General features: G+C 26.9%; 12 protein-coding genes. All 12 read left to right on the top strand.

Translation table 11 applies throughout. The annotated features are described in order from the left end of the window. The first annotated feature begins 77 nt into the window (after positions 1 to 77). The 12 genes from mltG to AYC61_RS20310 all read left to right on the top strand — a co-directional run bounded on the left by mltG (position 78) and on the right by AYC61_RS20310 (position 12,393). Positions 78 to 1,217, top strand: a complete 1,140-nt coding sequence (gene mltG / locus AYC61_RS20365; protein ID WP_162265494.1) for an endolytic transglycosylase MltG — start codon at positions 78 to 80, stop codon at positions 1,215 to 1,217. A gap of 246 nt (positions 1,218 to 1,463) precedes the next feature. Beyond that, positions 1,464 to 2,126, top strand: a complete 663-nt coding sequence (locus AYC61_RS20360) for an O-methyltransferase (protein ID WP_066507672.1) — start codon at positions 1,464 to 1,466, stop codon at positions 2,124 to 2,126. After that, a complete protein-coding gene (locus tag AYC61_RS20355; protein ID WP_066507669.1) occupies positions 2,119 to 3,348 on the top strand; it encodes a peptidase U32 family protein in 1,230 nt (409 codons plus the stop codon). Before AYC61_RS20360 ends, AYC61_RS20355 begins: the two co-directional genes overlap by 8 nt. 2 nt (positions 3,349 to 3,350) lie before the next feature. Beyond that, positions 3,351 to 3,986 (top strand): uridine kinase, encoded by a 636-nt coding sequence (gene udk, locus AYC61_RS20350; RefSeq protein WP_066507666.1) that lies wholly within the window; start codon positions 3,351 to 3,353, stop codon positions 3,984 to 3,986. Positions 3,987 to 4,055: 69 nt separating this feature from the next. Further along, positions 4,056 to 5,711: a peptidoglycan D,D-transpeptidase FtsI family protein gene (locus AYC61_RS20345; RefSeq protein ID WP_066507662.1), complete on the top strand. Its 1,656-nt coding sequence runs from the start codon at positions 4,056 to 4,058 to the stop codon at positions 5,709 to 5,711. A gap of 391 nt (positions 5,712 to 6,102) precedes the next feature. Beyond that, a complete protein-coding gene (locus tag AYC61_RS20340) occupies positions 6,103 to 7,107 on the top strand; it encodes a nucleoid-associated protein (RefSeq protein ID WP_082760093.1) in 1,005 nt (334 codons plus the stop codon). A 135-nt stretch (positions 7,108 to 7,242) separates the two neighbouring features. Beyond that, positions 7,243 to 7,944, top strand: coding sequence for an RNA polymerase sporulation sigma factor SigK (sigK, locus tag AYC61_RS20335; RefSeq protein WP_066507652.1), 702 nt, complete (start codon positions 7,243 to 7,245; stop codon positions 7,942 to 7,944). A 909-nt stretch (positions 7,945 to 8,853) separates the two neighbouring features. Next, positions 8,854 to 9,723 (top strand): alpha/beta fold hydrolase, encoded by an 870-nt coding sequence (locus AYC61_RS20330; RefSeq protein ID WP_066507644.1) that lies wholly within the window; start codon positions 8,854 to 8,856, stop codon positions 9,721 to 9,723. A 202-nt stretch (positions 9,724 to 9,925) separates the two neighbouring features. Continuing rightward, entirely contained in the window at positions 9,926 to 10,516 is a 591-nt protein-coding gene (locus tag AYC61_RS20325) for a hypothetical protein (RefSeq protein ID WP_066507636.1), read from the top strand. Between the two features lie 56 nt (positions 10,517 to 10,572). Continuing rightward, complete coding sequence (locus AYC61_RS20320) at positions 10,573 to 10,998, top strand: hypothetical protein (RefSeq protein ID WP_066507632.1); 426 nt, start codon at positions 10,573 to 10,575, stop codon at positions 10,996 to 10,998. Positions 10,999 to 11,263: 265 nt separating this feature from the next. Next, entirely contained in the window at positions 11,264 to 11,623 is a 360-nt protein-coding gene (locus AYC61_RS20315) for a hypothetical protein (RefSeq protein WP_066507628.1), read from the top strand. A 350-nt stretch (positions 11,624 to 11,973) separates the two neighbouring features. Beyond that, entirely contained in the window at positions 11,974 to 12,393 is a 420-nt protein-coding gene (locus AYC61_RS20310; protein ID WP_066507623.1) for a hypothetical protein, read from the top strand. Positions 12,394 to 13,053 lie beyond the last annotated feature (660 nt).

Here is a 13,053-nt window from a genome sequence, read left to right as displayed (position 1 = left end):
TGCTGTAAGTTTCTGAATTAGGAGATATCAGTGAATTCGAAGGCATACCAAATTGGAATATTAGCCATTTAATGGATATGTTCAAATTAGAAGGATGCAGTAGAGTATTTAATATGAATAATCTAGGATTTGTAGGAGGAAGATTTATGGCGAATGCAGAAGGTGTTAAAGAACATAGAAAAAAAAGATTAAAAAGAATAAGATTGGGTTTATTTTTTATTATAATGGCACTAATTTTATTTGGAGTAAAAAATTATTATGATTATTTGATGGAACCAGTAGCTAGTGAAAATATAAAAAGAATTGAGATTGAGATACCTAGTGGCAGTACAACAAAAACTATTGCAGGTATTTTAAAAAAAAATGATTTAATTAAAAATAGAGAATTTTTTGTTTTGATATCTAAAATAAACAAGAATGATGGTCATTTTAAAGCTGGAAAGTATTCATTAAATAATGGAATGGCACTTAAAGAGATAATAGATTCTCTTATAAAAGGTGGTGCTAGTAGCAGGGAAACAGTTAGTATAACTATTCCTGAAGGATATGAAATAAAACAAATAGCAGAAAAGCTTAGTGAACTAGAAAATTTTAATAAAGAAAATTTTATAAGACTTGTTTCTAGTGATGATAATTATAGAGATGAGTATGAGTTTTTAAAACAAGTTCCCAAAGGATTGGGTCTGGAAGGTTATTTGTTTCCTAACACATACGAGATATATGTAGATTCAACAGAAGATGATATAATAAGAAAGATGCTTGATGAGTTTAACAAAATATATATAAAGTATATAAAAGGACAAGAATTATATAAAGATTTTACTTTAAATGACCTAATTGCTATGGCTTCTATAATTGAAAGAGAAACAAGGTTAGATGAAGAAAGAGCTGTAGTTTCAAGTGTATTTTATAATAGATTAGAAATTGACATGAAATTAGGCTCATGTGCAACTGTACAATATGTTTTAGGTGAAAGAAAATCACATCTTAGCATAGCAGATACAAAAATAGAATCACCATATAATACTTATATCAATAAAGGATTACCTATAGGACCTATTGCTTCACCGGGGTTAAAATCTATACAAGCTGCTTTAAATCCTGATGATACTGATTATTTATATTTTGTATTAACAGATTACGATAAAGGTAAGCATACCTTTACAGATAACTATAATGAATTTTTAAGGGCTAAAAATGCTGCTAAAAACCAGTAGATAAATAATGAAACTCCTACTCAGTTCCATCCTAGGAGTAAGCGATTCACATCAAATCGAAGATTTGAGTTCACTGCTTAATGAAACTCCTACTTAGTTCCTTTTTAGGAATAAGTGATTTACATCTAATCATAGATTTGAGTTTCTTGCTTAAAATCGGTGATTTTGTACTATGGAAAATAATACGTGGCAAGTCTACGTATTATATTTATGTATATTATAGATAATAAGCTTGGAGGAATAACTATGGAAAATATCAACAGACAATACATAGTAGATTATATACAAGAAGTAATTCCCAAAAACAATAAATTACTTCAAAAGCTAGAATCCTATGCAAAAGATAATAACGTACCTATAATACATCCTGAGGTTGCTCAGCTGTTAAAGGTTATTATGAATATCAAGAAACCAAAAAAAATATTAGAAATAGGAACTGCAATAGGTTATTCAGCTCTATTAATGGCATATTATATGAAAGATGATGGTAAAATAATAACAATTGAAAGAAGAAAAGAAATGATAGATATAGCTTTAAATAATATTAAAGAGAATGGTTTTAGTGACAAAATCACTATAAAAAATGGTGAGGCACATGAAATTTTGCCTCAAATCAATGAAAAATTTGATTTAATATTTATTGATGCTGCTAAAAGTAAATATATGGAGTTTTTGTCTTGTTGCTTAAATTGTCTATCAAAGGATGGTATTATTGTTTCTGATAATGTTTTATATAAAGGAATGATAGCTAATGATGATCTAGTTCCCAGAAGACAAAGAACTATTGTACGTAAAATGAGAGCTTATCTAGATTATATTTGCAATGATGAAAAGTTTGAATCAAGTATTATACCAATAGGTGATGGAGTAGCAATAACTACTTTGAAGGAGGAAAATAACTATGAATAAGGTTGAATTATTAGCACCAGCTGGTAATTTAGATAAATTAAAAATGGCATTAATATATGGAGCTGATGCAGTTTATCTTGGAGGTCAAGCTTTTGGATTAAGGGCACAGGCCAAAAACTTTGATATAGATCAGATGAAAGAGGGAGTAGATTTTGCTCACAAAAGAAATAAGAAGGTATACGTAACTTTAAACATAATTCCACATAATGAGGATTTAGTAAATCTACCAGAATATTTAAAACAGCTTGATGAAATAAATGTAGACGCGGTTATAGTATCTGATCCAGGTGTTATAGAGATAATTAAACAAACAACACCAAATATGGAGATACATTTAAGTACTCAAGCGAATGCTACTAATTATGCAGCAGCTAATTTTTGGTATAATCAAGGTGTAAAGAGAGTTATAGTTGCAAGAGAACTTTCTTTAGAAGAAATCAAATGCATGAATGAGAAAACTCCTGAAAATTTAGATATTGAAGCTTTTATACATGGAGCTATGTGTATTTCATATTCTGGAAGATGCTTATTAAGTAATTATATGACCCATAGAGATGCTAATAGGGGTGAATGTGCTCAGGCTTGTAGATGGAAATATAACTTAGTTGAAGAGCAAAGACCAAATGAATATTATCCAGTATATGAGGATGAAAGAGGAACATATATATTCAATTCAAAGGATTTATGTATGATAGACAGTATACCACAGATGATTGAAAGTGGAGTAACTAGCTTAAAGATAGAAGGAAGAATGAAGAGTGTATACTATGTTGCTGCTGTAGTAAGAGCATATAGGATGGTAATAGACGAGTACTATAGAGATAAAGATAATTATAAATTTAACGATAAATGGCTTAATGAGCTTAAAAAAGTTAGTCATAGAGATTTCACAAAAGGTTTCTTTTTTGGAAAACCAACAGGAGAAGATCAGTTGTATACTTCTAGCTCATATATAAGAAATTATGATTTTGTTGGCTTGGTATTAGACTACGACGAAGAAACAAATATTGCTACAGTAGAGCAGAGAAATCGTGTAATAGTTGGAGATAAAGTAGAGATATTTGGACCAAATAAAGAATGTTTTACTCAAAAGATAGAAAAACTTTGGAATAAGAATGATAAAGAAATAGATTCAGCTCCTCATGCTCAGCAAATATATAAGCTTAGAGTAGCTAAACCTGTTTGTAAATACGATATTATCAGAAAACCAAGGGAGGAGTAAGAATGAACAGACCTATATTAATTGGGATTACAGGTGGTACAGGCTCAGGTAAAAGTACTGTAGCAAAATCTATTTTTAAGTCACTACCTAAAAAAAATATTTTAATAATTGAACAGGACTCATACTATAAAGAACAAAGTGATTTATCTCTTGAAGAAAGAAAAAAAACTAATTATGATCATCCTTTTGCATTTGATAATGATTTATTAATAAAACATCTTAAAGATTTATTAAATGGTAAAATCATACAAAAACCGATATATGATTTTGCTATACATAATAGAAAAAAAGAAACGATAACAGTTGAGCCTAGAGATATAATTATACTAGAAGGTATTCTTATTCTTGAAAATAAAGATTTAAGGGATTTATTAGATATAAAGATATTTGTAGACACTGATTCAGATGTAAGAATAATAAGAAGAATTATTAGAGATATTAATCAAAGAGGAAGAAACTTAAATTCAGTGATAGATCAATATTTAACAACAGTAAGACCAGCTCACATGCAGTTTATAGAACCTAGTAAAAAGTATGCTGACATTATTATCCCTGAAGGAGGATATAATAAAGTGGCAGTGGATTTAATGGTAACAAAGATTAAATCTATAATTGAAAATAAAGATAATAATTTATAAGATCAATTATATCTTCAAAACATATTGTCAATAATAATAGAAGTTGTTATATGTTTTGGGGGTGTTTTTATGAAGAGAGATAAAAGAAAAACAACTAGTAGATTTACTATATTTAATATTTTCGTATGTTTATCTTTCATGCTGCTTACAATTAGATTAGGTTACATTCAAATAGTAAAAGGTTCATCATATAAAGAGCAAGCAGAGAGACAAAGAGTGAACGAGATTGCATTAGAACCATTACGCGGAATAATATATGATAGAAATAAGATTCCTTTAACTAATTGTGAAAAAGAAGATATATGTATTGTTATAAAGGAAATATTGTCAAAAGATAAAAATGTATATAATTATATAAAAGATGTCTGCGAGCTTTCTAATGGTGAACTAGAAGATATTATTAATAGAAAAAATAGTAATATCATAAAAATACCTATAAAAAAAGAAACTAAATTAAAAAAACCTAACAGTATAATATTATCACAAGAAGTAATAAGGTATGACCCAAATAATCTGCTAGCACATGTAATAGGGTATGTTAGAAAAAGTGACAATATAGGAGTATCAGGACTTGAACAAGCTCAGAATGATTTATTGACTGCAAATGAGAGTTATCAATCAATAAAGTTCATTGTAGATGGCAAAAAAAAAATGATACCAGGTTTAGGTTATCAAAAGGTTGATAAAACAATAGGAAAAATAACAAATTCAATACAGCTAACTATAGATAAGTCAATCCAACAAGTTGTAGAAAAAATAATGGATGAGAAACAAATGGATGGAGCTATAATAGTTGCAGATGTAGATAGTGGAGATATATTAGCCATGGCTAGCAGACCTAATTTTGATCAAGCAAATGTAAGATCAAAATCTAGCAATGCTTCAATGGCTTTCTTTAATAAATGTATAAGAGTAGGATATCCGCCAGCATCATTATTTAAAACTGTAGTTTTGTTAGCTGCTTTAGAAAATGATATGGTATCATTTGATGAAATTTTCACTTGTGATGGAGTACAGAAAATAGGAAATACTGAGATAAAATGTCATACGCATAAAGATGGTGGTCATGGTGAAATAAATATTGAAGAAGCTTTTTATGATTCATGTAACTGTGCTTTTATACAGCTGGGACAAAGATTAGGTGGTAAATTAATAATAGATACAGCTATTAAACTTGGCTTTGGGCATAAGGTAAATATAGGTTTATCCGCGGAAGAGATAGAAGGAATTCTTCCAAAGAATAATGAATTATTAGGTCCTGCAATAGGTAATATTTCTATAGGGCAAGGGAAAATTGAGGTTACACCTTTACAGATTACAAATATGATGTTAACTATAGCTAATAATGGCTTGCAAAAGGATATGTCATTGCTAAAAGCATTAGTTTTAGAAGATGGATCTGTAGTAAAGCATATTCCAAGAGAAGAAGATAAAAGAATATTTGATGAAGAGTATGCTTTAATAATAAAAGATTTGATGAAAAAAGTGATAACAGATGGAACTGCCAAAGAATACATAAGCTTAAATGCAGGAGGGAAAACAGGTACAGCTCAAGCTCAATCAAATGGAAAAAAAATAAACCATGCGTGGTTTTCAGGTTTCTATGATTTTGAGAATCCAAAGTATGTAGTGACAGTTTTATTTGAGAATAGAACTTCAGGAGGTAAATACGCTGGAACAGTTTTCCAAGAGGTTATTAAAGCTATAGAAGCAATTGAAAGGTAGAAGATAGTTGTAAAACAAAAATTTGAATACTGTGGATGCTTTAAATTGTTTAGCTCATAAGTTTTGGGCGAGGGGACCCATCTCATAATCTTTGACGGCTGGGCAAGAGCCCGTTTTGAAATGAATAAGAAGCTTACTACTCACTGCGTTCCTAGCAGTAAGTGATTCACTCAAAATCGTAGATTTTGGTTCTCTACTTAAGAGAGATGAAGAAACGAACTCTTGAAGTCACGCTTTCAAAGAAACATGAGATGATTCCCTAGCAACTATATTGGTATTTCTTACAGCTGTTTTATGGAAACTAAGTTACTTCATAGTATGTAAATATTGAATTTATGCATAGTGTAGAGTTTTGCAATTAACTAATTGAAATGTAGATGAAGGGGGTTTTATTATAAATATCAAGAAAATTATAGTTCATATATTAGACACTAATACAGGTATACCAGTTTTGTCTGATAGTGAACTAGTATTAGATGATGACATAATAGAGTTTGTTTTAACTCATGTTGAAAAGATAATGAGCGATTCAGATTTAAGGAGTGCTTCTTTAACTGAAGAAAGTTGTGACATTATAGATTGGTGCTTGAAATTAAAAGACAACAATGAAATGTTTATAGATATAACTAATGATATTGCAAGAGAGCTATATCAATTAATGTTAAAACATGTTGATATTCCAGCAGGGGATATTATTTTTGTGTTACTAGAAGAGGATGAGCAGCAATATCTATGCTTACTAAAGCTTACATATAGTGATTCATATATACATTATGTACAGCAAAATGGTGACAAAAATATAAATACAATAATAAAACAAAAAACAGCATTACCAAACATAAATCAGAAGATAAATGAAGCATTTATAATAAACTTAAATAATATGGAAATAAAAATAAGAGAAAAAGAATTTGAAATAGATGGTGTTAAAGAAAATTACATGTCAAAATATTTTTTGAAGTGTGAAACAGTTCTTTCAGACAAAGAAAAGATAGCTTTACTTAATAAGACATCTAAAAAGTTCGTAAAAAAATATTACGATGATGATGTTTCGAAGATTATGGAAGTTAAGAAAATAGTTGTAGAAAACATAGATGATGAAGACAACGTGAATATAGAAAAAGTTGCAATGAAGATTTTCAAAGGAGACGAAGAATTAAAACAAAGTTATATAACAGAGCTTGAAAATAAAGGTTTAAAGGAAGATAATATAGTAATAGACGAAGAAAAGAAAGAAAAAGTGTTTGGAAAGCAAAAGATAGTTACAGATACAGGAGTAGAGATTAAATTACCTTATGATTATATTAATAATACTGATAAAATAGAATTTATAAATAACGTAGATGGGACAATCTCTATTTTGATAAAAGATGTAAATAAATTATCAGGTAAGTAGTAAAATTCAATTTATATGAATTAATGTAGTAAAAAATGACCAAGTTATATTTATTAAATAACTCAAGTACATGCACATTTTCCATCAAACTCACATATCTATAGTATGTGGGTATATGATGGAGGTGTGCGTTTTATGTTGTGCTTCATTATAAATTTTATTCAATTATTGAAACCATATTTATTTTTTGTAGGTTATATTTCAAATGCAAATTCATTTCCAGAACCATTGTCAAAAGAAGAAGAAGAAAAGTATATAATTTTACTTGAACAAGGGAATGAAGAAGCTAAGAATATATTAATACAAAGAAATTTAAGATTAGTAGCACATATTGTAAAAAAATACGGTAACACCAATAGAGAAACAGATGATTTGATATCTATAGGAACAATAGGTTTAATAAAAGCAATATCCACCTTCGATAGAACAAAAGGAAGCAGACTTGCAACATATGCAGCAAGATGTATAGACAACGAGATATTAATGACTATAAGAGCAGACAAAAAAATTAAGTCAGAAGTATCATTACATGACCCGATTGGAGTAGATAAAGAAGGCAATGAGATATCATTAATAGATATATTAGGTTCAGAAGTAGATGAAGTAGTAGATAAAGTTCATTTACAAATACAAATAAAAAAGCTGTATAAAAAAATGAGCAAAGTACTTAGAGGAAGGGAAAAGACGATTATAGAACTAAGATATGGTTTGACAAATGTAGGAGACAAAACACAAAGAGAGATAGCTAAAAATTTAGGTATATCAAGGTCGTATGTATCTAGGATCGAGAAGAAGGCAATAGAGAAATTGAATAAAGCGTTGACGCAATCGGATTAGATGTGAATGCATGATTTCCAAGGTTATTGGGGGTTGTGCATTTGTTTTTATTAAGAGAATATGTAATAAAAATTATCTATTTATTATAAAAGGTTTATAGAAATTGCAATAGATATTACAAAAAATAACAAACTTAAGATACATAATAATACTATTTAATTACTGAAAAAACAATAATATAACAAAATATACATAATAATAGTTTAAAAATAAACAAATGTAATATATAATAATTAACGGATAATAAAACAAAAAAATTAAATAAATTATAAAAAATACAAAATATATAGATATATGTAGAACCAAGAACTAAGAACATAGTTAATTATAGAGAAGATTATTTCTGTATGAACAGGTATTTCAAAATAATATTCAAATCTTATAAAAAGTTAGATAATGTTAAATTCATATCAAGGAGAATATTTTGAAAAAACAAATATACTTATATTAATTTTTATTAGTAGTATTCTTTTCATATTACAAATTCCAAGAGTTATTCTTCATCTGATAATTCTAGAGAAATAAATTGTTTAGCAAATAGTGAAACAGTTAAAATAGAAGATTTTATAATAAAATAGATGGATAAAGGCAGGAGTGACAAATGATGGTAAATGTATACCGTTTTAATAATTATTTATGTTGATAGACAGCATTGACTGATTGCTCAGCAATAAACAAGTAATGTATAAACAAAGATAAGTTTGCGTGCTTTTTAGTTACACTTATTTGTGCTTGAAAAGTCAATTTACACATATAATTATGAAGTCACTCCAACAATTTGTGCAACCCAATTAATTCCATTAGTAGGTAACTGTTATCCCTATGGCTATAGAATAATAAAAAAACGCTCGAAGCAATTATTTCATTGTTTTTTATGCCTTGAACAAAGCGAAAGGAAGGATTATAATTATGAAAGAATTGGATTTGGAATATAAGATAACTGGAAAAGGAGAGCAAATACTCGTTATAGAATCAGGTATAGGTGGGGCATTTTACGATTGGTATGCTTTGATTAATGATATTAAGGAGTATTTTACTATAATTTTGTATAATAGAGCTGGCTATGGGAATAGCAAAGTTTTAAATCAATCTAGAACTACTAAAAATATTGCTAAAGAACTCAACTGGCTCTTAGATAACATAGGAATTAAGGATAAGTTTATTCTGATGGGACATTCATTTGGTGGGTTGTGTGTACAACAATATGTAAAAATGTATCCTAACAAAATAAAAGGGGTAGTTCTAGTAGATTCAACTTCGTATAACTTTAAACAATTATACAATCTTAATATACCAGTAATGAATTCTCTAATAAGTATTGATAAAATGGTAGAAGGTAATATTAATAGTTCAAAAAAATCAAAGAAAGAACTTAAAAATCAATGTAAAAACATTATATCAGGATATAAAAAGATACTATCTGAAAATGAAATCGTAGATTGTGAAGAATTTTTAAGTAACCCTTTACTTTATAAAACAATGGCTGATGAATTTGAAAATTGGGAAAAAAGCAGTAAAAGCATAAAGGAAATGGGTGAGTTTCCTGATATTCCACTAAAAATAATAGCAAGGGATAATAAAGTAGCAGAAAAATATTGGATTAATCTAAATATTCCAATTGAGGAGGCTATTTTATATGAGAACAAGTGGCGTGAGTTGCAAGTAGAACTATCAAAGTTATGCAGCAAAGGTGAATTAATAATTGCAGAAAATAGTGATCATGAAGTATATTTAGATAGACCTGACAGTTTAGTTCATTGCCTAAAATCATTAATTTAGATTAATTTTAAAAAGAGAATATAATTAAATTTGTGCTTTTATAGAATGATTATATTTCTAAATCTGACAAGAAATAAATAATAAAGGGTTTTTCAATTTTATATTAAAAGAGCTTATAACAGCTCTTTTAATATAAAAATATTTTGGGGATTATATTTAGTATATAAAATTCTAGTAAATATTATTTGTAAAAACGCTATATATGTTATTAATAGTAAAATTATTTGCATGGAAGGAGATTAGATATGAGAAAAAAGTTATAATTACAATAATAATAATTTTAATATCCTGTATAGCTATGGGAAAATATATTAATCAAAAAAATAAAATAGAGATGTATAAATCGAGGACCTTAGAAAATTATGGTATATTATTAAATAATTCTTTAAACGATTTCAAATATAATTATAGTAATTACGATGCAAATGACAAAATACATTTTTTAACTAGACTTAAATCAATATTCTATGTTCCAAAATATTCAGCATTATATAAGCAGCTTTCTAATGAAATTGAATCTCGCTCATTAATTCATCTTATTACTTATGTGAATTATAATATACGAACATATATAAACCATCAAATATCAAATCCGCAAACAGTCAATTTTAATTTCGATAAACACAAAGAATTTTTTGTTAATTGGATGAGTTTATTGAATACATACAATAATTATAATATTACTGGTAAGAAAAATATTGATTTGATAAAAGAAACTTATTTAAACATGAAAGAATATAAGGAAAAATCAGATGACATAGTATCTAGTTTTACAATACCTGATAAAGATTAATATCATTTGCAATTTAAAAATCAATTCGTAATATATAATATATAGGAGTTGACTAAATGAAAAAAATTGGAATTATAATTATATGCTTATTAATAGTAGTTATTTTTATAACAAAATATAACGAAAATAAAGAAATGTTAGAAAAATATAAAGAGAATATATTAACATATCATTATAATGAATCAGCTAATTCGGTTGTCATCTTAAATGCACATTACAAACATTTTGATAAAAATGAAAAATTACATTTCATTTATAAATTAGAAAATCAATTTAATTCTTTAACTTATGATTATGAAACACTAAAAATGGATACAGACCTTCCTCAAACTGAAATAGAAAATATTATAACTAAAAGTAAAGAATTATCACTATATTGCAAGACTTCAAAAAAGCTTTCAAATGAAAAGAAAGAAGAAATTTATGTTTTTTTAAGTGAAATTAAAGATTTTAACGAACAACTAATTAAAAAAGTGAAATAACAAACAAAAAACATTCTCTGGTTCATTGACATATATATTTATGTTAATATTCCTCTTAGTTCAAGGATTTTATTCTTGGACTATTTTTTTGTAGGTATAGTGTGGTCAGTCCCCAGCACATCATTTAATTCTTAGAAATATTCCTTCAAGTTATACTGTATGTTGTTAAAGTAATGATTTTATAATTCTACAAACATACAATATAATAAGTCATAATAATTAGAAAGGAGTAGCCACGATTAAGAAAGTATTAGTTGTTCTTGTAATGCTTATATTAATTGTCCTATTTTTAGTATTTAAACCTACTACATTTACTTACATAATAGATAATCAAATAGATGTAAACAACTATGAAAAATTAACAGCAATCTTACATGGACCTGAATCAACAATGTATAGTAATAAACTAGAGATTACAGACAAACAGACTATAAATGATTTATTTACATACTTTAATAAATTGAAGTTATGCCGTAGTTTTGCAAAAGAGTTCGATACAACAAATACAAAAACTTATATCTTGGTTTTTTACAGAAAAGACAATACTACAATTATTATAAGCACTTATGGGAAAAAATATATATCTATAGGTAGTTATAGATATAACAAATGGGTGATGTTGTAGGATGAGAATAGTGGAGAGAATGAATTAAAACTTTTATTATAATGTATAAATATAACTCGTATGCTATAATAAAGAAATAATGAATTATAAATAAATTCATTATTGACATAAAATATTATGCTTTAATAGAACTTAATGAGAATATTCGTAATGGTTATAAATATAACATATCAATTATAGGCAAAGAGAATATAAAAAAACTGGGTATTACAGATAATCAATATTTATGGTTAATGGTAAAAATTGCAATGTTCAAGGTACTATAAATTATGAAATTATATTGACATGATTAAGTAGAACTTCACTACTTGGGTATTAGTATAAAATTTATATTATTGAGGTTGTATATAATGAAAAAGATATTTATTTTTCTGATTATAATTATATGTATTGTATTAGGTATGTTAAAATACAATGAAATGAAAACCCCTAATGTTGTTAGTTTTAAAGAATTTTATCCAAAAGATGTATCAAACATTACAAAAATCGAAATATGTAATGGAAGTACTGGAGAAGATAGATTTATTACTGAAAAAGAACAAATAGTTAAATTCATAGAATTTTATAGTCAATTGAAATTTGAAAAAATGAAAGAACAAAGTGATTCTGTTGGATGGAGCTATAGTATTACTTTTTTTGAAAACAATGAAGAAATATTTTCAGCAGTCTTAATAGGCGATAGAATATTTTCTATAGACCATATAAGATATGCAGTTGATAGTGATTCAGTATATGAAATAATAGAAAACTTTTTTAATAATATTCAATAGCTTTTATTGGAGTTTATTATTAATAGCTTTAGATAGCTTATAGTAAAGTGTTCTATTAGCATTGTTGATATATTAGGGCCTCATTAAGAGGTCCTAATAATTTAGCTTATTTAGTATATTTATTTTTATATTACATTTATTTTGCTATGGCGAAAAGCTATATAAATAAATTATAAACTATTAAAGAAACTTGTAGGTTATAGATGAAAATAAGAAAAGTATTTTATGATGATTATTGGGGAACTAGTGATGTTAATGTATATACATAAAAATTAATAGAGCCATTACATACTCAGCGGTGGTAGATATTAGGTGTAAATAATCGGTAATTATTACCATATAAAATATTAAAATAAATAAAAATTCTGAGTATATTTAATGATATAACCACTGAATGGATTGAAGACCCTAAAAAATTATTTAGGTATTATTCAGTTTATTATTTTATTGAAAGGATTGAGGGTGAAGTAATAGTAATCCAATCAAAAATATACAACTTAAAAGTAGGAATAAAAGCAGTGCAGGAAATAGTATCTGCATCAAATATTATAATGCTACAAAAGCAATAGTTACAAATAGTTTTTTTACTAAGAATACTGTAGAGTTAGATAGAGTTAATGGGGTTAAGTTGTGGGATAGTATAAATGTCAAGTTAAAAAT

The sequence above is a fragment of the Abyssisolibacter fermentans genome (assembly GCF_001559865.1).
GTDB classification, from domain to species: domain Bacteria; phylum Bacillota; class Clostridia; order Tissierellales; family MCWD3; genus Abyssisolibacter; species Abyssisolibacter fermentans.
Note: the sequence above shows the minus strand (reverse complement) of the source record. Positions and strands in the feature narration are given on the sequence as shown.

Coding starts and splice junctions, on each gene's coding strand:
- mltG (WP_162265494.1), top strand. CDS start 78: ATGTTCAAATTAGAAGGATGCAGTAGAGTATTTAATATGAATAATCTA.
- AYC61_RS20360 (WP_066507672.1), top strand. CDS start 1,464: ATGGAAAATATCAACAGACAATACATAGTAGATTATATACAAGAAGTA.
- AYC61_RS20355 (WP_066507669.1), top strand. CDS start 2,119: ATGAATAAGGTTGAATTATTAGCACCAGCTGGTAATTTAGATAAATTA.
- udk (WP_066507666.1), top strand. CDS start 3,351: ATGAACAGACCTATATTAATTGGGATTACAGGTGGTACAGGCTCAGGT.
- AYC61_RS20345 (WP_066507662.1), top strand. CDS start 4,056: ATGAAGAGAGATAAAAGAAAAACAACTAGTAGATTTACTATATTTAAT.
- sigK (WP_066507652.1), top strand. CDS start 7,243: ATGTTGTGCTTCATTATAAATTTTATTCAATTATTGAAACCATATTTA.
- AYC61_RS20330 (WP_066507644.1), top strand. CDS start 8,854: ATGAAAGAATTGGATTTGGAATATAAGATAACTGGAAAAGGAGAGCAA.
- AYC61_RS20325 (WP_066507636.1), top strand. CDS start 9,926: ATGTTATTAATAGTAAAATTATTTGCATGGAAGGAGATTAGATATGAG.
- AYC61_RS20320 (WP_066507632.1), top strand. CDS start 10,573: ATGAAAAAAATTGGAATTATAATTATATGCTTATTAATAGTAGTTATT.
- AYC61_RS20315 (WP_066507628.1), top strand. CDS start 11,264: ATGCTTATATTAATTGTCCTATTTTTAGTATTTAAACCTACTACATTT.
- AYC61_RS20310 (WP_066507623.1), top strand. CDS start 11,974: ATGAAAAAGATATTTATTTTTCTGATTATAATTATATGTATTGTATTA.